This is a genomic window from Streptomyces sp. NPDC051578 (assembly GCF_044454045.1).
Lineage (GTDB): Bacteria > Actinomycetota > Actinomycetes > Streptomycetales > Streptomycetaceae > Streptomyces.
The window spans coordinates 576395-596185 of the sequence record NZ_JBITDH010000003.1 but is presented as its reverse complement, the minus strand read 5'-3'; the positions used below and the strand labels follow the sequence as shown (position 1 = coordinate 596185).

At 71.6% G+C, this 19791-nt stretch carries 21 protein-coding genes and 1 pseudogene; 11 read left to right on the top strand and 11 right to left on the bottom strand.

The window, feature by feature from the left end:
- Positions 1 to 19: 19 nt before the first annotated feature.
- The 4 genes from ACIA6C_RS18925 to ACIA6C_RS18910 form a co-directional block, all read right to left on the bottom strand.
- The gene (locus ACIA6C_RS18925) at positions 20 to 1270 is read right to left on the bottom strand and encodes an NAD(P)/FAD-dependent oxidoreductase (RefSeq protein WP_399277214.1); all 1251 of its coding nucleotides are present in this window, start codon (positions 1268 to 1270) and stop codon (positions 20 to 22) included.
- A gap of 42 nt (positions 1271 to 1312) precedes the next feature.
- Positions 1313 to 1435, bottom strand: a complete 123-nt coding sequence (locus ACIA6C_RS18920; protein WP_399277212.1) for a hypothetical protein — start codon at positions 1433 to 1435, stop codon at positions 1313 to 1315.
- Between the two features lie 47 nt (positions 1436 to 1482).
- Entirely contained in the window at positions 1483 to 1746 is a 264-nt protein-coding gene (locus ACIA6C_RS18915) for a UBP-type zinc finger domain-containing protein (protein ID WP_399277322.1), read from the bottom strand.
- Positions 1747 to 1976: 230 nt separating this feature from the next.
- Positions 1977 to 2909, bottom strand: coding sequence for a helix-turn-helix transcriptional regulator (locus ACIA6C_RS18910; protein ID WP_399277210.1), 933 nt, complete (start codon positions 2907 to 2909; stop codon positions 1977 to 1979).
- A gap of 56 nt (positions 2910 to 2965) precedes the next feature.
- Here ACIA6C_RS18910 and ACIA6C_RS18905 point away from each other — a divergent pair, with 56 nt between their 5' ends.
- Together ACIA6C_RS18905 and ACIA6C_RS18900 are read left to right on the top strand one after the other, a co-directional pair.
- Entirely contained in the window at positions 2966 to 3433 is a 468-nt protein-coding gene (locus tag ACIA6C_RS18905) for a hypothetical protein (RefSeq protein WP_399277208.1), read from the top strand.
- Complete coding sequence (locus ACIA6C_RS18900) at positions 3430 to 3978, top strand: NIPSNAP family protein (protein WP_399277206.1); 549 nt, start codon at positions 3430 to 3432, stop codon at positions 3976 to 3978. The genes ACIA6C_RS18905 and ACIA6C_RS18900 overlap by 4 nt, the downstream gene beginning before the upstream one ends.
- 171 nt (positions 3979 to 4149) lie before the next feature.
- Here the strand turns inward: ACIA6C_RS18900 and ACIA6C_RS18895 are convergent.
- A pseudogene (locus ACIA6C_RS18895) lies at positions 4150 to 4792 on the bottom strand (HAD family hydrolase); the annotation flags it as partial.
- A gap of 28 nt (positions 4793 to 4820) precedes the next feature.
- Entirely contained in the window at positions 4821 to 5918 is a 1098-nt protein-coding gene (locus tag ACIA6C_RS18890) for an MBL fold metallo-hydrolase (RefSeq protein ID WP_399277204.1), read from the bottom strand.
- Between the two features lie 320 nt (positions 5919 to 6238).
- Here ACIA6C_RS18890 and ACIA6C_RS18885 point away from each other — a divergent pair, with 320 nt between their 5' ends.
- Complete coding sequence (locus ACIA6C_RS18885) at positions 6239 to 7240, top strand: DUF2278 family protein (RefSeq protein ID WP_399277202.1); 1002 nt, start codon at positions 6239 to 6241, stop codon at positions 7238 to 7240.
- Between the two features lie 101 nt (positions 7241 to 7341).
- On the opposite strand, the gene ACIA6C_RS18880 is transcribed toward ACIA6C_RS18885, so the two are convergent.
- Positions 7342 to 7476, bottom strand: coding sequence for a hypothetical protein (locus tag ACIA6C_RS18880; protein WP_399277200.1), 135 nt, complete (start codon positions 7474 to 7476; stop codon positions 7342 to 7344).
- A gap of 242 nt (positions 7477 to 7718) precedes the next feature.
- On the opposite strand from ACIA6C_RS18880, the gene ACIA6C_RS18875 reads away from it, so the two are divergent.
- Positions 7719 to 8222, top strand: a complete 504-nt coding sequence (locus ACIA6C_RS18875; protein WP_399277198.1) for a DUF4232 domain-containing protein — start codon at positions 7719 to 7721, stop codon at positions 8220 to 8222.
- A gap of 152 nt (positions 8223 to 8374) precedes the next feature.
- Here the strand turns inward: ACIA6C_RS18875 and ACIA6C_RS18870 are convergent, their stop codons facing one another.
- The 4 genes from ACIA6C_RS18870 to ACIA6C_RS18855 all read right to left on the bottom strand — a co-directional run bounded on the left by ACIA6C_RS18870 (position 8375) and on the right by ACIA6C_RS18855 (position 11931).
- Complete coding sequence (locus ACIA6C_RS18870; protein ID WP_399277196.1) at positions 8375 to 9883, bottom strand: DUF4246 domain-containing protein; 1509 nt, start codon at positions 9881 to 9883, stop codon at positions 8375 to 8377.
- Positions 9884 to 10058: 175 nt separating this feature from the next.
- Positions 10059 to 10439, bottom strand: a complete 381-nt coding sequence (locus ACIA6C_RS18865) for a nuclear transport factor 2 family protein (RefSeq protein ID WP_399277195.1) — start codon at positions 10437 to 10439, stop codon at positions 10059 to 10061.
- Between the two features lie 81 nt (positions 10440 to 10520).
- Positions 10521 to 11057, bottom strand: a complete 537-nt coding sequence (locus ACIA6C_RS18860) for a hypothetical protein (protein WP_399277194.1) — start codon at positions 11055 to 11057, stop codon at positions 10521 to 10523.
- A 211-nt stretch (positions 11058 to 11268) separates the two neighbouring features.
- Complete coding sequence (locus ACIA6C_RS18855) at positions 11269 to 11931, bottom strand: Hsp20/alpha crystallin family protein (protein WP_399277193.1); 663 nt, start codon at positions 11929 to 11931, stop codon at positions 11269 to 11271.
- 219 nt (positions 11932 to 12150) lie between these two features.
- On the opposite strand from ACIA6C_RS18855, the gene ACIA6C_RS18850 reads away from it, so the two are divergent.
- From ACIA6C_RS18850 to ACIA6C_RS18820, 7 genes are all read left to right on the top strand, one after another.
- On the top strand, positions 12151 to 13842 hold the full coding sequence (locus tag ACIA6C_RS18850; protein WP_399277191.1) for a sensor histidine kinase: 1692 nt from the start codon (positions 12151 to 12153) through the stop codon (positions 13840 to 13842).
- 47 nt (positions 13843 to 13889) lie between these two features.
- On the top strand, positions 13890 to 14516 hold the full coding sequence (locus ACIA6C_RS18845) for a response regulator (protein WP_399277319.1): 627 nt from the start codon (positions 13890 to 13892) through the stop codon (positions 14514 to 14516).
- Between the two features lie 236 nt (positions 14517 to 14752).
- The gene (locus ACIA6C_RS18840; protein WP_399277189.1) at positions 14753 to 15532 is read left to right on the top strand and encodes an ABC transporter ATP-binding protein; all 780 of its coding nucleotides are present in this window, start codon (positions 14753 to 14755) and stop codon (positions 15530 to 15532) included.
- A 62-nt stretch (positions 15533 to 15594) separates the two neighbouring features.
- Positions 15595 to 18162, top strand: coding sequence for an ABC transporter permease (locus tag ACIA6C_RS18835; protein WP_399277187.1), 2568 nt, complete (start codon positions 15595 to 15597; stop codon positions 18160 to 18162).
- Between the two features lie 263 nt (positions 18163 to 18425).
- Complete coding sequence (locus ACIA6C_RS18830) at positions 18426 to 18641, top strand: hypothetical protein (protein WP_399277185.1); 216 nt, start codon at positions 18426 to 18428, stop codon at positions 18639 to 18641.
- A complete protein-coding gene (locus ACIA6C_RS18825; protein WP_399277183.1) occupies positions 18638 to 19240 on the top strand; it encodes an erythromycin esterase family protein in 603 nt (200 codons plus the stop codon). The genes ACIA6C_RS18830 and ACIA6C_RS18825 overlap by 4 nt, the downstream gene beginning before the upstream one ends.
- 193 nt (positions 19241 to 19433) lie before the next feature.
- Positions 19434 to 19772 carry an erythromycin esterase family protein gene (locus ACIA6C_RS18820; RefSeq protein WP_399277181.1) on the top strand — a complete coding sequence of 113 codons (339 nt, stop codon included), beginning with the start codon at positions 19434 to 19436 and terminating at the stop codon, positions 19770 to 19772.
- Positions 19773 to 19791: the final 19 nt, after the last annotated feature.

Below are 19791 nucleotides of genomic sequence, written 5' to 3'. Positions count from 1 at the left end.
CCGCGGGCACGGCGGTCCCTCACATGCCCCGGCGCCCCAGGTCGCGCAGTACCTCGCGGGCGGCGCGCGCGCCGGAGGCGAGCGCGCCCTGGACCGACCCGGTGGCGCGGTGGTCGCCGCACACGTACCGCCCCGGCGCGGTGCGTGTGGTGCGGGTGAGCGGCTGCGGTGGCGTCATGGCGGGCAGCGCGTCCTCGATGCTGCGGACGGTCAGCAGGTCCCAGCCGCCCGTGTCCGTTCCGTACGCCTCACCCAGCACTGGGCGGAGCTCGCCCTCACGCCCGGGCACGTCCCGGCCCAGGACCGATGTGGCGACCAGGGCGTGGCCGGGCGGGGCGTAGGCGGGGACGACGTCGCTGAGGACACATGTGTTGAGGAAGCGGCGGCGGGTGTCCACCAGCAGCGTCGGCTCGCCCACGGGGGACCGGGGAGCGACGTGGTAGTACGTCGTCACGATCCGGTAGGCGGGCAGGGCGACCTCGGGCAGCAGTGCCCGGACGCTTCCGGGGCCGGTGGCCACCACGACCGCGCGCGCGGGGATCTCCCGGCCCTCAGCCGTCAGAGCACCGTCGTCCGTGAGCCCCGCCACGGCGTTCTCCAGGCGCACGGCATTCCCGGGGAGGGGGGCGGCCAGGGCCTGCGGGACCGCCCCGATGCCGTCGGTGGGCAGGCACAGCGTGCCGCGGATCATGCTCCGCCAGACCAGGTGGAACATCCGGGCGGAGGTCTCCAGCTCGTCCTCCAGGAAGACCCCCGACAGGAAGGGGCGGAAGAACCTCTCGACGAACGCTTCGGAGATGCCGGCGTCCGAGAGTGCGGCGCGGGTGGTGGTGTCTGCGAGCCGTTTGATCCGGCTGGGGGGCACGAGCGCGTCACGGGCGGACAGCAGGCCGAGGGCGACCAGGTCGCGGGGGCCGGCGAGGCGGCCCCCGACCAGGCCGGGCAGTGTGCGCGGGTCGCGGACGGGATCGCCGAAGCGGAGCCGGCCGGAGGTGCTGTGCACGAGTGCGCCCGGGGTGAAGGGGCGCAGCCGGAGATTCTTCAGGACGAGCCGGCGACGGACCTGGGGATAGGAGGTGTTGAAGACCTGGAACCCGCGGTCCACCACGAAGCCGGCGATCCGGTCGGAACGCATCCTGCCGCCGACCGCGTCGCCGGCCTCCACCACCCGGACGCCGACACCTGCTGCCAGCAGATCCCGGGCGCACGCGAGCCCGGCCAGGCCGGCGCCGATGACCAGCACGTCCGTCGCGTCCGGGGTCGCGGACACTCGATCACCTCTCCCACCTGCCGGCGCCGCCGCCGGCCGTCCTCACCAGCCGGCGGTTCCCGGACCGCCCTTGAACGGGCCCAGGATCCCGGCGGTGATCCAGCCGCCGTAGAAGTCGCCGGGCTGGGCCAGCAACCTCCACCTGCCCTTCCGCGATTGCGGCACGAACGGATGCAGCAGCCGGCCCAGCGGGGCGTGTGTGCCTCGATCCGTCAGAGGTCTCGAACGAGGAAGACTTCGTCGACGAAACACCAGGCCCAGGGCTCGTCGGGGGCCAAGGACAAGACCACGGGGTGTCCCGTCCGCGCATGGTGAGCGTAGGCGTGCTGACCACGGGAGCTGTCGCAGCACCCCACGTGCCCGCAGGCCGCACACCATCTCAGCCCGGTCCAGGTCCAGCCGAGGGCGCGGCAGTGCGTGCAGACGTCGTGCGGTGTCTCCGGAGAGGCGGGCAGCGCCGCCACATGGGAACAGATGCGCCCTTCCGGGCGCCCGCCATCGGGCGACACCGCCCACGAGGAGGGCACGGGCGAGGCGGAAGGCTGCCGGCGCGGGCCGTCGGGATTTCGGTCCGAGGGGGCCATGGGAGTTCCTTCCGGCCTGAGGTACAGCGGCCGGCCTTGCGCCTTCAGCCTGGTGCGCGAACGCATCGGTGACGCGCCGGCGAGCGGCGGTGCATCATACCCGGGAGCTCCCTCTGCAGGGGTCATCCCTGGTAGCGGGCGGCCAAGGTCCGTACGGTCCCGGCGATGCGGTCGCGGAGTTCGGCCGGAGCCATGACCTCGATGTCGCTACCCAGCCGGAGGAACTCCCCGTGGGCGTGGTCGATCGATTCGATGGGCACCCGGGTCTCCGTCCATCCGCGGCCCTCGGGGGGCGTCACGCCGAGACGACGGGCGCCCTCCGGGGTGAGCCGTACCAAAGCCTCCCCGGTGTGGAGCCGGCCCTGGAAGTCGATCAGGTAGCCGTTCCAGTACGCGGCCAGGTCGAACCCGTCCGGGACGGCGAACTCTTCCTCCAGGGAGTGCAGTTCGCTGATCTGGTCGACGCGGTAGGTACGGATCCCGGACGGCCCGCCGGCGACCACGTACCAGCGGCCGGCCTTGAGTACGAGCCCGTACGGCTCCACCCTCCGCTCGATCTCCTCCGGCGCCCGCCAGCGCTGGTACCGCAGGACCACCGCCCGCCGCGCCCACACCGCGGCGGCGACCGCGGCCAGGTGTGGCGTACGGTCTGCGCCGCCGTACCAGCCGGGGGCGTCCAAGAGGAAGCGTTCCTGGATCCGCCCGGCGTGCTCGCGCAGCTCCGCCGGAAGGGCTGCCCGCAGCTTGAGTTGGGCGGTGGCGAGCGCTTCACCGAGGCCGAGCTCGGCGGCGGTGCCGGGGAGCGCGGCGAGGAACGCGGCCTGCGCCTCGTCGGCGGTCAGTCCGGTGAGACGGGTCCGGTAGCCCTCCAGCAGCCGGTAACCGCCCAGGTGTCCGGCGTCGCCGTACAGCGGGATGCCGGCGGCGCCGAGCGCCGCGACGTCCCGGTAGACCGTACGAACGGAGACCTCCAGTTCCTCGGCCAGCTGCTGGGCTGTCATCCGGCCCCGGTTCTGGAGCAGCAGGAGCAGGGTGACCAGTCGGCTCGCGCGCATGCCGCCCAGTATCCACTGACAGTGGATGTCAGGGGAATGTCCCTAGCCTGCGGCGCATGGACGACTTTGACTTCCTTCACGGCTGCTGGGACGTGGCCAACCGCCGTCTCACCGCACCTCTCGGCTCAGGCCCGGCCACCTGGGTGGAGTTTCCCGGCCATGCGGTCGTACGACCGCTGTTCGGGGGCGCCGGCAACATCGACGAGCTCAACCTCCCCACCCTCGGCCGCCAGGGCGTGACGCTACGACTGTTCGACCGCGAGACGCAGCGCTGGTCGATCCACTGGTCCGACAGCCGGACCGGCCGACTCGATCCCCCGGTGGTCGGCGGCTTCACGGGTGACCGCGGTGACTTCCACGGCGAGGACACCTACGACGGCCGCCCGATCCGGGTGCACTTCACCTGGTGCCGCCTCGGCCCGGACGCCGCGCGCTGGGAGCAGGAGTTCTCCGCCGACGGCGGCGTCACCTGGGAGCTCAACTGGGTCATGGACCTCGCCCGCACCGGGGTGGCCGGCGCATGAGCATCGTCGAACTCCGGCAGTACACGCTGCACCCCGGCGCCCGGGAAACGCTGATCGAGCTGTTCGAGCGCGAGTTCGTGAGCGGTCAGGAGGCGGTCGGCATCGAGGTCGGGGGCCGGTTCCGCGACCTCGACGACCCGGACCGCTTCGTCTGGCTGCGGGCGTTCCCCGACATGAGGCATCGTCGGCGCTCGTTGGAGGCGTTCTACACCGGCTCGGTCTGGCGGGAGAACCGCGACGCGGCCAATGCCACCATGATCGACAGCGACAATGTGCTGCTCCTGCACGGCCCTGGCTTCACACCGCGGTCGGGCATCCGCGAGGTGGTCGGGACCGTCTGCCGGCCGTCGGACGCGGTCGCATTCGACGCGTACGCGGCCCGGCACCTCGGTCCGGGCCATGCGCTGCACCGCACCGCACACGTCGAAAACGACTACCCCCTCCTGCCGGTGCGCACCGGGGAGGACGTGCGGGTCTGGTTCGGCCCGGCCGAGCCACCCCCCTGGCCGGTCCGGCAGCTGCGGCTGGAGCCGGTGACGGCGTAGCCGGCGCGGGTTCCGGCAGCAGTTGGCCGCGCCGCCGGGGCGCTCTCGCGCGGGTGGCCGGAGCTCACCGTCGCGGCCTCCGGCGAAGCTGCACTTCGCCGACGTTCCCTCAGCGGAGCACCGGTCACCTCGCGTGGACGGGCCGGTGCGGCCGGCTCGGTCCTGCCGCTCCGCGATGAGGGCCGGCAGGTCGCGCATGGCGTGGAAGACGGTGGTGCCGGGGCCTTCGAGCCGTTCGGCCGGGGTGAGCCCGCCGGCATAGCCGAAAGACCGCATGCCGGCGGCGCGGGCTGCGCGGACGCCGGGCCGGCTGTCCTCCACCACCAGGCAGGCGGCCGGGTCGACGCCCATGTGCCGGGCGGCGTGCAGGAACAGGTCGGGGGCGGGCTTGCCCCGGGACACCTCAGTGGCGCTGAAGATGCGGCCCGCGAAGCGTTCGTAGAGCCCGGTGCGGCCGAGGGTGTGCCGCATCTTCTCGTGGGAGCCGCTGGGAGGCGTCGCACGTCGGGAGCGTGAGCGCGTCGAGGGCTTCGGGCAGGCCGTCGACCGGGGCGAGCTCGGCTTCCACGGCCTCACTGTGAAGGCGCTCGAACCGCTCCGACCAGGTTGCGGCCGTGCCTTCGCCGAGTCGCGCCGCGACCTGTTCGCGGATGGCCGCGTGCGAGCGCCCGATGAACCGGTCCACGACCTCGTCCTCGGTCAGCGGCCAGCCCAACTCGGCGTCCAGGGTGACCTGCACACGCGCCGCGATGCGCTCGCTGTCCACCAGCACGCCGTCGCAGTCGAATATGACGAGTTCAATGGCGTTGATCATCTCCGCAGCATAGGACCCGCGGTCCGGATCACGCCGTCGCCGGTAGTTCGAGGACCGTGCCCGTCTCCGGTGAATCGGGGAAGCTCGCGCAGTAGCCGTATCGCTCGTACAGTCCCGGATCCGCCCACCGGGCGGTGCGTTGCGTGCGGTAGTTGAACCACAGCGTCGGGCCCTCCGGTGCGGTCAGGATGACGCGGGCCAGGGCCTCGTCATCGGGGTGGTGGTAGGTGTCGCCGTTGGTGGACACCAGGTAGTGCCGTGCAGGGGCGGCTTCGAGCAGGGACTCGGTCACGTTCCGCCGGCTGGCATGGTGCGGAAGTTTGAGGGCGTCCACCTCCAGGGCCGGCAGGCCGCGGTGGGCAGCCACCCCGAGCAGGGCGGCCCCGAGCACAGGACCGAACGCGTCCGCCCCGAGCACGGCGCGGGCGCCGCGGTGCTCGACCAGCAGCGCGATGCTGCTCCCGTTCGGAGCCGTCGTGTCGTCGGCCGTCTTGCGAGCGGCGACGGCGGCGAGATCGCCGAGGGGTTCGAGGATGTCGGGCCTGGCGATGTCGGGCCTCACGGCCCCCTGCCAGACGCGCCTGGCCTGGTCGATGGCTTCGGTCCACTCGCGATCCAGCACTTCCAGGCGTTCGTGGGTCGGTGAGAGCACGGTGACCCGCGGCCCGTCCGGGACCGGTACCTCGATGAACCCGGACTCGTCCCCGGTGTCGACGGGGCCGCCGCCGAATGCCCGGTTCCACGGCAGTACGGGGCCGGCGGAGTCCCCGAGCAGCGCGGCTACCAGACTCAGCCCCTCGGCGACGCTGCCCTGCACGCGGTCCCTGGAGGGCAGGTGCGGAGGGCCGTTGAACCAGTAGTCGCCGACGTCTTCCGCGTACTCGCTCCGCAGGAACGGGAGCATGCCGCCTATGTGGTCGCCGTCGATGTGGGTCACCACGGTGACGTCGATGTGCCGTTCGTCCGGTTCCAGCCGGCTCAACCGCTTTTCGAGCCGGGGCCAGGTGCCCGGAGGGCCGCCGTCGACGAGCATGCGCCAAGGCGGGCCGCTCCCCCGCACGCACTCCACGAGCAGACAGTCGCCCAGTCGCGCAGGCAGTACCTCGATGCGCATGGCCGTGTCCATGGGATCGTCTCCCTCCAGCCCGGCGCACCACCAAATCTACGCTCGTCAACCGTGCGCGGCAGCGCATGGGACGAGGGCCGGCGGGTCCCCCCGTTCACCGGAGCAGGGTCGGGGCAGCGGGGTGAGGTCAGGGCGAGGCGGGTGAACATCAGGTGATACGGGGTCCCGTCGGCGCCCGGTCGGGGGATAACGGTGTAGAGGACCGGCGGCCGACAGGGCCGCCCGGGCCGGCGTCCTCGACGGCCCGCACCCACTCCGTTCCACCGACACGCCCACGCCCCGGTGGCTGTGCCGCTCCCCCCGGAATCCAGAGGTGACCCATGCCGCTCAAGGGCTACGGAGTCCTGGCCGCCCGCGCCGTAGACCGGCGCCGGGAGGGATCCAGCGATACCCCCCACTACCAGATCCACCTCACCGACAACGCCGGCACCCACTACCGGGCCGCCGTCAACGTCGAGTCGCAACAGGCGCCCTCGGAGCTGCTGTACCTGGTCGACGACGACCTGCGCCACCCCGTGACCGCGCTGCTGCCGGCCGCCGGCAGCGGATGGACGGCCCTGGTGTCACAGCCGGGCAAGGCGGCCCTGGACTTCATCCGCGGCAACCTGTTCGACCCCGCCTCGATGCGCGTGCTCCCGCCCGATATCGAGGGCGCCGACAACGACCTGGCCGACCTGCTCGACCACTACGTGCAGCGCGCCATCGCCGACCCCAGCGCCGTCCTCTACGTCTTCGGGCAACGGTTCGGCCCCGAGGCCGACATCCCCGACAAGGTGTTCGGCTTCCGGCCCGGCAACGGCGTACACGACATCCACATGAACCAGGGCAACAGCGGCCGCTTCCGCTCGGACGACGGCGTCTGGCAGGACGGCGCCATGCTCGTGCACCTTCCTGCCGAGAACCGCTGGATCGGGATCTTCCTCGCCTTCCAGTCCCAGGCCTGGCACACCGACGACAGCACCGGCCACCGTATCGACACCGCACCACCGCGCTCCGAGGACCGCGACGAACCCCTGCGGATCCTGGCCGCCCTGGTCAACCCCTCCGGCTCCGCACCCGGAGCCGTCACCGTGCTCAACACCTCTCCTGCCCCGGTCGACCTGCGCGGATGGCAGCTCACCGACCACGACCAGCAGACCCTGCCGCTACCCGCGGGCCTGCTTGAGCCCGGCACCACCCTCACCGTCCCGAGCGGCAACGGATTCCGCTTCGGCGGCCAGGGCGGCACGATCACCCTCCTGGACCCGGACGGCATCAAAGTCCACGGCGTCGCCTACACCGCGCGACAAGCGGAACCCGAGGGCCGGACCATCACCTTCTGAGCACCGGCCCCGGCAGCCCGACGGCGCCCTCCCCGGCCGGCCGGCCGCAGCGTTCTGGCCGGCGGGCGAGGGCGGTACGGTTGCCCGCTGCGCGCCGGGGCTCAGTCGAACCGTACGCAGATCGCCACCGGTAGCTTCGGCGACCAGGTCTTGCTGGTGTGGTCGTACGCCTGGGCGTAGCCGTCGTTGCCGGGAGCGCAGGGAGCGGCGATGTCCGACTCCAGAGAGGCGGCCAAGACTCGTCCACCGGCGAGGGCAGAGGTGCTGGGCCGCGTGGGCCGCCCCTTCGGCACGACCCCGCCGCCGACGAGCCGGGAGAACCCCGCGCCGGTAGAATGATGCCGTCAGGCGTGCAGTGTCCGGCCGCGGGGTGCAACCCGCCCGCACCGCTCGATCGGTCGTCCGTGAGCGTTCGGACCACATCCCTTTGACACGCCGAGAACGATTGATCCCCCTCGCCAACAGAGGAGTTGGCGTCATGAACGACGTCGTGAACCGAGCCACCACCATCGCTGCCGCAGCCCTCCTGGCAACCGCCGGCGTCTCGATCGGTGCCACCCAGGCAACGGCCCTGCCAAGTGCCCCCACCCCCACCTGCCACGTAGCCGACCTGCACATGACCGTCGGCGAGCCGGACGGCGCCGCCGGGTCCCTGTACTACCCGATCTCGTTCACCAATACCTCCACCCACACCTGTACGTTGCGCGGATACCCCGGAGTCAGCGTCATCGACGTCCAGCATCATCAGATCGGCACCTCGGCGATCCGCACCGGAGAGCCGGTGGACGCGGTGTCCGTGCCCCCGGGCGAGACCGTGACCGCCGTCTTTCGCACCAACAGCCGGGCGGTGGTGCCGAACTGCCGGCCGGTGTCGACTTATGTCAAGGTCTTCCCGCCGAATAGCTTCCAAGCTGTGCAGATCCCCTCCCACCTGCGGCTGTGCGGGGCCTTTGAGATCAGCCCGGTACAGGCTTCGGACTGACGACTGAGGAGCGCCCGCAGCCGCGGTTCCCGCCCTCCGGTGAACCGGAAGTCGGCGGCCTGGCGGGCTGCCGGTCCGCGTAGACTCCGTGACGTCGAAGACCCCGTGACGTCGGTGTGTCGACGGCACGGGGCGTTCGGGGCTTTGGGGTCTCAGTGCTCGCAGAGGGAGAACTCTCGCTCGTAGAGCTGCTCGTTGTGTTCGTCCACGAAGAACTTGCGTTCCTGCATGAGTTGTTCGCGGTAGTTCTTGGCCTGTTCAAGCGTCATGGTCGAGGTTGGGGACCACGGTTGCTGCGGTGGCACGTCCGAGGTCGAAACGATCTTTTCCGACGGGTCGACGAGGAAGAACGCGAGGATCTTGCGATGCCCCGGGCGGCTGGGGTCAGTGAGCCGGAACGGGCTGACGCGGTGTTGCAGGATGTTCGGGAAGGCCAGGCACCGGCCCTCCGGGGTCGATGCCGATCCCAGCACCTGGTTCAGCGCGTCCTCGTCCTCCAGGCCGTAGACCTCGCGCAGGCCGTTGTCGTCGTTCTGCTCGTAGTGCGGGTCATCGAGTGCCGCCCGGAAACTCAGCCGGCTTTCGGTGATGTTCTCGCTGTCCCAGTAGTAGAGGGCGGTCGAGACGATCCGCTCGTTCAACATTCCCTCGACGTGCCAGGAACCACCGGGGTACTCCGGCTTGTCCGGGGTGAGGTGAAGGGTGGCGAGCTTGACTATGACCTGGAGAGAGCGGCCGCGCAGGTCGATTCGGTCGGTCTCACCGGGCGACTCGGGCCGGGTGAATTCAGGGGCGTCCGGGATGACCGGGCGGCGGTTTTGCCACCAGTCGTCCTGGGCCGTTTGCCATGCGTCCAGTGCTTCCGCGTAGGCCGCCTTGTCAGCGTAGGAGTTCTTGTTGGGGTATTCCGGCTCCGAGTCGTACCACCCGTAGGGATCGGCCTCGATCCGCGGGGGACGCGGATGGCGCAGATCGGTGAGTACGTTCTCCAGCAGGGGGAGCATGCGCGCGAGCAGGTCCGGGAGTATCGCCGCGAGTTCGCGATGGTCCTCGGGGTGAACGTTGTTGACGTACGAGCGGAAGGTGACATCGCCTTCGGTACTGACGTCGACGTCAGTGGGAAGCCACTGGAACTTTTCCGAGAATTCGTACTTCGAGTAGTGGTCCGTCGGGTTCTGCCAAGCCCGCTCGGGCCCACCGCTCACCTCTCGCACCAAGCAGAAGAGTGAGGGATGAACCAGGTCGAGTACCTGACCGTCCGAGCCGGGATGCCAGTCCTGCTCCGCTTCGGGGACCTGCTCCAGGACCCGGACCGCCTCGCGCAGCCGGGATCCGAGTTCGTCCTCGACGAGCGTGTCCGACTGCCAGGCCCCGTCCACGGCGGACACTTCGATGCCGGTTCGTTCGTCCCGCAGGGCGGCGTAGTGCAGGAGTTCGGCGAGCACGTAACGAACCTGGGCTTCGGTGAGGCCCTGGGCGACCGCCTCTTGCGTCCACCTGGCGACGATGTCGGCGTCGTTCATCTTGTCGAACCACTCAGGCTTCGCCCGAATGTGGGCGCTGCACTCCATCATCTGCAGTTCGCGCAGGGTTCGGGGTGTCGCGAACGATAGGGAACGCGAAGTGTTGAAGGGCAGCGGGAAAGCGGACAGGCCGGTCAATTCTCTTGGTCTCCCCAGTCGGCGTGCGGTGGCAGGAAGGATACGTCAGCACACTGACAGCGCAGCCGTGGTCCTGTCGCCGCCTACCAGGGAGCCCGGCCACGGAGCCGGGGCCTCCGCGTCGTCCGTCGACGGGCGTGCGGGCTCGATCCGGGTCAGAACATTTCGATCCAGGTCAGAACATGCTGTTGTCGTTCTCGGAGGTGGGCGGGATGACCTGGAGGACGTCCCAGTGTTCCACGATCCTGCCCAGCGCATCGAAGCGGAAGATGTCGATGCCCGCGTACTCCTCGTCGGGCCAGATCTGGTGGCAGTGGAGAACGACGTGCTCCCCTTCGGCGAAGGCGCGCTTGAATTCGACGCGCTTGCCGGGATACTCCGCGGCCATGCGTTCGAAGTAATCGATGAATGCCTGCTTGCCGTCGGCAACATGGGGGTTGTGCTGGATATAGGTGTCGCCGGCGTACTGATCAATGGCTTCGGCGGGGCGGCACTGGTTGAACATGAGGTCGTAGAACGCCTTGGCCGCAGCCTTGTTCTTCTCCGGGTCGCTCATGACGGTCACCGTAGGGCTCGCATCGCCACAGGAGCAACTCTGCCGGTGTCGGCGCGCCTCCTGATCAGCCGTCTTGGGCCTTCACACCGTCGGCCGCCCGGTGCGCCGGGGGGCCGTGTCCAGAACGGCCCACATCCTTCGGCCGTCCTCCGCGCTGTCCGTACCGACCGAGTCGACCGTGGCCAACGTCGCGACCCGGCCGAGCACGGCCTCGTCCGGCGCCGCGCACAGATGACTCAGGACGGCCACCAGGACCTTCTGCTCCTGGTCACCGAGATGCACGCTGATCCGCTTCCCGCCGTCCGCGACGGCGGCCTCGACGAAGTGTTCGACGGCCGCCGCGAGGTCCGCCACGGCCAAGGCCCGGTGGTCCCAGCCGCGTACGGTCTCCACGGCCTGTCGGGCGGCCTTCTTCGCCGCCCACTCGTCGGCGCGGAGGGTGAGCGCGGCCGTGCGCCGGTTTCGGACGATCATGCGCGGGCGCCGTACGGCGACTTCCGCCTTCGGCTTCGGCGCCGACTGGGGCCGCGGCGGCTCGACCGGCTTCTTCTGCGGCGGGGGCGTCCTCGGCGGGTAAGTCGGCCAGATCTTGGGCCCCATGGCCTCGGGACTGGTCAACAAGTCCTCCTCGCGGAACGTGGCGCCGAAAGCTCCTCGCCATCCTGACAGGACCCTTCCACCGGCGGGCACGAATCATCCGTCCCTCGCCACCAGAGCCGCTGTGCCGCCGCGCTCCGCGGCTCGGCGAGGCCCGTCGGGGCGTGGCCGGCGGGCCGGGCTGTTGATGCCGTCTCCTGCTGCCCGCCGGGACCGCAGCAGGTGATCGCCCCTACACGCCGGAGCCGGGCCGTGTTCCCGTGGACGCGCCGCCAGGTGCCCCTGTGTCGGGTGCTCCGGGTGTTCCCGTGCCGGCTGCTCCGGCTGCTCCGGCTGCGGGATCGGGGCCCCTCACCTCTTCGAAGGTGTTCCGCGCTTCGGCAGCCGTGACACCGCTCTCGGCCGAGATCTCGTCGGGACCCTTGCCCTCGCCGACGCGACCCTGGCCGATTTCGATCTTCCGGCGCCGTTGCAGCTGCGCCGTCTTGGGGACGGTCACGGTGAGGACGCCGTTGTCCAGGTCGGCCTGGCTGTGTTCACTGTCGGCGCCGGCCGGCACCGTGGTGCGGTACATGAAGCTGCCCTTCCGACGGGTGAGCACCTTGCCATGGTGTTCCTCGGACAGCTCACCGCTGATGACGAGCTCGTCGCCCTCCACCTCGATGTCGATGTTCTCCTTCGGGTAGCCGGGCAGCTCCAGCTTCACCGTGTAGTGGTCCTCGCTCTCCTCCTCTTCCGCCATCGGCAGCCAGACTCCGCTGCCCGCAGCCGGCATCGCCGCCTGCTCCAGGAACCGGCCCATCTGGTCCCACATGTTCTCGAAGTCGTGGAAGGGATCCAGGCTCGGCATGCCCGCGCCCGAACCGTTGCCTCGGCGTCGGATCGGCAGCGCCATGACATCCACCTCCCATAGTCGTTGCGGGCGGTCGGCGTCAGCCTCCACTACGGGGGACCTAACCCTGCCATCAGCTGCTAAACACACAGCAGCAGCGCAATTCAGGTAAATCCTGCACGATTCCGGTTATCCCGCCCCGCCCGGCTCTGCCCAAAGACATAGCCGGGTTCGGTCTGGAGGTCGACGTCCTCCCGCCCGGCGGGATCGATACTGGGCGATGTGCCGCTCATCAGCCGTTTCCGCCGACCCGTCCCTCCCGCAGTGGCGGGTCCGGCCCGTCATGCGGGCCTCGGCCGGGGAATCGGCCGGGCCGTCGGCGAAACCGCCGGGGTGACGGCCGCCGCGCTGTGCCTGTTCGCGGTCGCCCTGCGGTGGTGGGACCTGCCGCACCCCGGCTTCCAGCTCTGCGCGATCGCGGTAGCCGGCGCGCTCTTCCCCCTGCGGCGTCGCCGCTCCGGCCTGGTGCTCCTGGTCCTCGCCCTCCTCACCGGTGCGGCGCCCGTCGTCGGCCCGGTCGCGGCCGCCTCCTCGTACGCGGCGGCGATCGCCGCGGTGCGACCGCGCCGGCACGCCCGGCTGCTCGGCGGCGCGAGCCTGCTGATCATGCTCGCGGCGGTGGTGACCGGACCCTGGCTCGGCCCCGGTTCGGTCGTCCGGGCGTCGGAGCTGGCGGTGGTGCTGGCGGTGACGGCGGTGGTGGTACCCGGCCTGGTGGGAACGGTGTACGGGCAGCAGGCCCGGCTGCTGCTGGCGCTGCGCGAACGCGGTGACGCGGCCGAGCGGGCCCGCCGGTCCGCGGACAGCGAGGCGCGCACCCGTGAGCGGTCCAGGATCGCCGCCGAGATGCACGACCTGGTGGGGCACCGGCTCAGCCTCATCTCGCTGCACGCCGGCGGCCTGGAACTCGCCCTCGGCGAGGCCGACCCGGAGCTGCGCGAGGAGGCGGTCCTGGTACGGCGCACCACCCGGGACGCGATGCGCGAACTGCGGCAGGCTCTCGGGGTCCTCGGCCCGCTCGGCCGGGACACCGGGCCGGACGCGCTGACCGACACCACCGGTACCCGGGCCGACATCGAGGCGCTGGTCGCGCAGTCCCGGGACGGCGGGATCGTCGTGCGCCTGGAGTGGAGCGGCCCCGATCTCGACGCGCGGCCCGCGCCGGTACGGCGGGCGGTGCACCGCGTCGTGCGCGAGACGCTGACGAACGTGCACCGGTACGCGCCGGGCTCCCACGTACTCGTGCGGGTCGAGCACGACGACCGGGCAGTGCGTCTGACCGTCCGCAACGGCGGGTCGGCCGCCCGTGCCGGGGTCCCGGACGGCGTCGGGACGGGGCGTGGTCTGCCGGGCCTGCGCGAGCGGGTCGAGCTGCTCGGCGGCGTCTTCGAGGCGGGTGAGCTGCCGTCCGGCGGGTTCCGTGTGTCGGCGGCCGTCCCGGCGGAACCGGACGACGCCGTCGTGCGCGGTCCTTTCGCCTGCGGCGCGGAGGCTTCCCCTCCGGAGGCGTTCGACGCCGCCGCGGGCACCCTGGCGCGCGGCCCGAGGATGGTCAGGGCCCTGGCGTTCGGTCTCGGGGCGGTGGCGCTGTGGGTGCTGATGGCGCTCTCGATCAGCCTGGTGTACGGCCAGCCGAGGGGTGTCGTCCAGCCGCCGAAGCCCCGGCTCGGCATGAGCTACGAGGAGTTGAAGGGGGTCTTCGACAGTCCGGCCGTGCGGGCCGCGGCCACCGGACACGAACCGCCGCGCCCCGCCGCCGCGGCGGGGTGCGTCTATCCGCCCGGCGGAGCCGGCCCCCGCCCCGGTGCCTTCACCGTCACCCGCTACTGCTTCGACGCCTCGCAGCGCCTCATCTCCATCGACCGTTTCACCGTCGCGTCCGTACGGGACGCACCGCCCTGGGAGACCCCGTGATCCAGTCCACCGAGCCGATCCGCGTCCTGCTCGCCGATGACGAGGCGATGATCCGGCACGGTGTCCGGCTGATCCTGCGCCACGCCGAGGGCATCGAGGTGGTCGCCGAGGCCGCCGACGGACACGCGGCGGTCGTGGAGGCCGCCGCGCACCAACCGGACGTGGCTCTGGTCGACATCCGGATGCCGGTGTGCGACGGGCTGGCCGCGATCGCGCCGCTGCTCGCCCTCGACCACGCGCCCCGCGTGGTGATGCTGACGACCTTCGGTGACGACGACAACGTGCTGCGGGCGCTGCGGGAGGGAGCGGCCGGGTTCCTGCTGAAGGACGAAGGGCCGCAGGAGCTGATCAGCGCGGTCCGGGCGGCCGCCGCCGGGGACGCCGTGCTCTCGCCGGGCGTGACCGGGACGGTCATCTCCCGGATGCTGCGCTCCGAGCCCGTGCAGGACGCCGGGGCCGGCCCCGGGGACGAGCGGATCGGCCGGCTCACCGCCCGGGAGCGGGAGGTCTTGGCGATGCTCGGGCAGGGGTTGTCGAACCAGGACGTCGCGGGGCGGCTCGGCATCGGGATCGGCACGGTGAAGACCCATGTGGGCGCCATCTTGGAGAAGACCGGTTCGGCGAGCCGGGTGCAGGCCGCGCTGCTGGCGCACCGGGCCGGTCTGGCTTCCTGACGGGATCGCGCAGGCCTGCAGCCCGCCGCCGCGCCTCTGCCCCGGGGCGGAGTTCCCCGGCCGCGTCCTGGACCTTCGGCAGAGCGTAGGCGGCGCCGGCCGGTCTTTCGGCAGAGGCCGACTCCCGCCTGCGGGACGATGTTTGCGCAGTTCAGGGCCATGAGGATGGAGGCGTCCCCCGGCTCGCGGCGCTCGTCGCGGGCCGTCGCACGCATGCCAAGCCACGCGGAGTCCCCATGCCCACTGCCTCCCTCCCCTCCCCCGGCACCCGGTCCACGGAGCCGGCCGCCCGTGCGTCCGGCCTGACCAAGACGTACGGCAGGGGGGAAACCCGCGTCACCGCGCTCGACGCGGTCTCCGTGGACTTCGCGCGGGGCCGGTTCACTGCCGTGATGGGCCCCTCCGGCTCCGGCAAGTCCACGTTGATGCACTGCATGGCCGGTTTGGACCCGGTCAGCTCGGGGTCGGCCCGGATCGGCGGCACCGAACTGTCCGCGCTGAACGACCGGCAGCTCACCGAGCTGCGCCGGGAGAAGATCGGCTTCGTCTTCCAGGGTTTCAACCTGCTGCCCACCCTGACCGCACTGGAGAACATCCTGCTGCCGCTGCGGCTGGCGGGGCGCCGCCCGGAGGCGGCCTGGCTGGACACCGTCGTCGCCACCGTGGGGCTGGCGGGCAGGCTCTCGCACCGGCCGTCCCAGCTCTCCGGCGGCCAGCAGCAGCGGGTCGCGGTGGCCCGTGCGCTACTGCCCCGCCCGGAGATCGTCTTCGCCGACGAGCCCACCGGCAACCTCGACTCCCGGTCCGGGGCGGAGGTGCTGGGCTTCCTGCGCGACTCGGTGCGGGAGCTGGGCCAGACCGTGGTGATGGTGACGCACGACCCCGTGGCTGCGGCCCATGCGGACCGGGTGGTGTTCCTCGCGGACGGCCGGCTCGTGGACGAGCTGCGCGACCCCACCGCCGACGCCGTGCTCGACCGGATGCTCGCGTTCGAAGCCCAGGGCCGCACCAGCTGACCGCGTTCCCGCCCGTCACCGACTCCGCACTCCCGCACTCCCGCACTCCCGGAAAGCCCACCATGCTGCGAACATCCCTGCGCAACGTCCTCGCGCACAAGGCGCGACTGATCATGACCGTGCTCGCGGTCTGCCTCGGCGTCGCGTTCATCACCGGCTCCCTGGTCTTCGCCGACTCCACCACCGCCGCCTACCGCGCCTCCATGTCACAGGACTACGCGGGCGTCGACGTCAGCGTGACCGCGAGGTCCCGTCCGGGCACCGCGGAGAACGAGCAGTACGGCGCGCTCGACGAGCTCCTCGTACGCCGGCTGTCCACCGTCGCCGGCGTGGCCTCCGTCCGTCCGTCCGCGGACGGTTCGGTCACCCTGGCCGCCAAGGACGGCACACCGATGCGGGCCACGAGCATGATGGGCCGGTTCGGCGCCGCCTACGTCCCCGGGCCCGACGGCAAGGACGTCCGCCACCCGCTGACCGCCGGACGCGCGCCCCGCAACGGCGGGGAGGTCGCCCTGGACCGCGGGACAGCGGCCGCAGCGGGTTACGTACTCGGCGACACCGTCACCCTCGCCAAGGACGGACCGGTCCTCAGGATGCGCCTGGTGGGTCTGGTGTCCACCGAGGACAGCCGGGTCAACGCCGGCGGCACGCTGGCGGTCTTCGACAAGGACACGGCCCAGAACCTGTTCGCCGCGCCGGGGCACTACAACCGCATCGACCTGAGCGCCGCGGCCGGCACCAACCAGTCCGTGCTGTCCCAGCGGGTCACGGCGGTGCTGCCGCCCGACCGCGCCGAGGCCACGACCGGCGCCGCGCAGGCCGTCCAGCAGTCCGTCTTCGTCAACAGCAGGATCCACAGCTACGAACGGCTGCCGGTGCTCTTCGCCGTGGTCTCGCTGTTCATCGGCGCGCTGCTCGTCGTCAACACGTTCACCATGCTCGTGGCACAGCGCGGCCGGGAGATCGCGCTGCTGCGCGCGATCGGCGCGACCCGCCGGCAGGTGGTCCGCTCGGTCCTCGTAGAGGCCGCCCTGGTCGGGCTCGCCGCCACCGTCCTCGGGTTCGTGGCGGGCCTCGGGGTGGCGGCGGTGCTGCCGGGCGTACTGGGCACCTCCGGCGACCTGCTGCCCGACGGGCCCCTCGTGATCGGCCCGGTCACGATCCTCGCCTCGCTCGTCGTGGGTGTCGGCGTCACCGTGCTCGCCGCGTGGCTGCCGTCGCGGCGCGCGGCGCGGATCGCTCCCGTCGAGGCGATGCGCACGGCCGAGCAGGCGCCGTCCGCCGCGGCGTCCCGTGTCCGCGCCGGAACCGGGCTGGTCCTGGTCGCGCTGGGCGTGGGGCTGCTGTTCTCGCTCGGCGGCGCCACCAGCGCCACCGACGCGAACCTGCGGACCGCGATGTGCGGCGCCGGCCTCCTCGTGCTCGGTCTGGTCATGACGGCCCCGCTGCTCGCCGCCCCGGTGATCCGTTCCCTGGGCCGGTTCACCGGGCGCTTCGGCGTCGCGGGCGACCTCGCCCGCGAGAACACCCTGCGCGACCCGCGCCGTACCGCGGCCACCGCCGCCACCTTGCTGATCAGCACGGCGCTGGTCTCCGGCCTCGCGGTCATCGACCGTTCCACCAGCTCGGCCCTCAACGCGCAGGCCGCCGCCGGGCTGAGCGCCGACTACGTCATCAGCGCACGCGACAGCACCACGGCCGTCGCCGCCGACGACGTCCGCCGCGTCGCCGACGTGGCCGGGGTGCGGACCGCCTCCGCGGTGGCGGACTCCACCATCGTCGTCGGCGGCCTCGTCACGACCATCTCCGGGGTCGACCCGAAGACCGTGGGCGAGGTGATGGAGCTGCGCTTCCTCAGCGGTTCCGCCGGAGCTCTGCGCCCGGGCGCCATCGCCGTCTCCGAGAGCTTCGCCCGGGACCGGCACGTCACCACCGGCGGGCGGATCCGGGCAGGCATCGGCCCCGGATCCGGCGACCACGAGGAGGACTACACCGTCGTCGGCGTCTACCGGGACAACCCCACCGCCCAGGACGCGATCGGATACCGCGGCGACGTGCAGGGGCGGAGCTTCCTGCCCGATTCCGTGCAACGCGTCCTGGTCCGCACCGTCGACGGCACGGTGTCGAAGGACCTGGAGAAGCGGCTGCGCGCCGCGGTGAGCGACAGCCCGCTGCTGAAGGTCCAGAGCCGCGCGGAGCTCGTCGAGGAACAGGCCGGCGTCGCCGGCGACTTGATGACGATGGTGTTCGGGCTGCTCGGCATCGGAGTACTGGTCTCCGCGCTCGGCATGGTCAACACCCTGGCCATGTCGGTCTCGGAGCGCACCCGTGAGATCGGTGTCCTGCGGGCCATGGGCATGGACCGCTCCGGCGTCCGCCGCATGATCCTCCTGGAGGCCGTCTGCGTCGCCGCCTTCGGCACCCTGCTCGGGCTGGCCGGTGGTCTGTTCGGGGCGTGGAAGGTCAGCGGACTGGCCAACGGTGCGATCCCGCAGTACTCCTTCACCCTGCCCTGGGACACCCTCGCCTGCGTGGTCCTGCTCTCCCTGGGCGTCGGAGCCGCCGCGGCCGTCCTCCCCGCCCGCCGCGCCGCGGCCCTCAGCCCCCTGCGAGCCGTCGCGGAGGCGTAGGCCGTCTCTTCAGGATCTTGCCTGGCCCGCAAGATCCTGAAGAGACGACCTGGAACGCGCGCCCTCGACAAATGGAGAGGGAGACCGGCCGGTCCGATTCCGGGAGCACCCGCGGACCAGGACCTGCGTCCCGGTCCGGCGGCCGGCCGGTCTCAGGTCCCGTACGTCGACTCGTCCCGCGTCCGTACGGACTCCGCGCATTGCGGTGATGCGCTGGAGACACGGAACGCAAGTGGAAAGGGCGAGAACACATGGCTGGGCACATGAAGCGCATCGGTCGCCGGACGCTGATGGCGACGGTGACGCTCACGGCGGGGGCGCTCCTCGCCCCGGTGGCGGTGGATGCGGCCGCGGCCGACAACACCCCGGCCGCTGGGGGCAGGCAGGACCCGGTACGCGGACTGGAGCGGGCGGCCCACCCGCTGCGCACGACGGAGCCCGGCGGGGACACGGCCGATCTGCGGGCCCTGTCCGGATGATCGCCGACGCGACGGTGGTCGGTCTCGGCGAGGCCACGCACGGATCGCACGCGTTCTTCACCATCAAGGAGCGGGTCTTCCGCCACCTCGTCGAAAAGAAGGGCTTCACCACCTTCGCTCTGGAACTGAGCTGGTCCGCGGGACTGCGGATCGACGACTACCTCCAGACCGGCAAGGGCGACGCCCGCTCGATCGCCGCGCAGACGCTGGCGAACTCGCCATGGGACCGTGAGGAATTCGTGCACCTCATCGAGTGGATGCGCGACTACAACCGCGCCCATCCCTCGCGCCCCGTGCACTTCATGGGCGACGACATCGGCGCCCCTTTGGACGACGCGTTCTTCGGGCGGGTGAGCGGCTACACGGAGAAGAACCACCCCGAGGCGCCCCCCCCGGCTCAACGAGGTGTACGCGGGACTGCGGCCCATCGGCGACGTCTTCGTCCACCTGGGCCGGCCGCTCGCCCAGCGGCAGGAGCTGGCCGCCAGGGCGCAGCAGGCGTGGGAACTGGTCAGCAGCCGGCAGGGCTCCGGCTCCGAGGCCTTCCACTGGGCCGAGCCGAACGCCCGCTCGATCGCCCAGACGGCGAAAGTTCCTGACCTTGGACCCCGCCGACCCGGATTCCCTGAACGGCCTGCAGCGCTTCCGCGACGAGGTGATGGCCCCGAACGTCGCGTGGTGGCAGCAGCGCACGGGCGACAAGGTCCTGGTGTCGGCGCACAACAACCACATCGGGTACGCATCCGACAACCCGGAGCTGTACTCCAGACACAGGGCTCGTTCCTGCGCGACATGCTGGGCGCGAGGTACCTGCCCATCGGCTTCACCTTCAACCGGGGCTCGTTCCTCTCGAAGGACGCGGCTCTCGGCGGTGACTGGAAGAAGTTCACCGTGGGCGGCGCCGAGCCCGGCAGGAACGAACACACTCTCGACCAGGTCGGCTACCGGGACTTCCACCTCGACGTCCGCAAGGCGCCGGCCGCCGCGCGGGCCTGGCTGAACGTGGCCCGGCCCGCCCTGAACGTCGGCACGCAGTTCCCCGAGCAGCCGCGTGACGTCGCGATCGCCAAGTCCTTCGACGTCCTCATCCACCTCCACGACGTCCGGGAGGCGGACGGGCCGGCGTCGTGACGAGCTGCGCGCTGCGAGC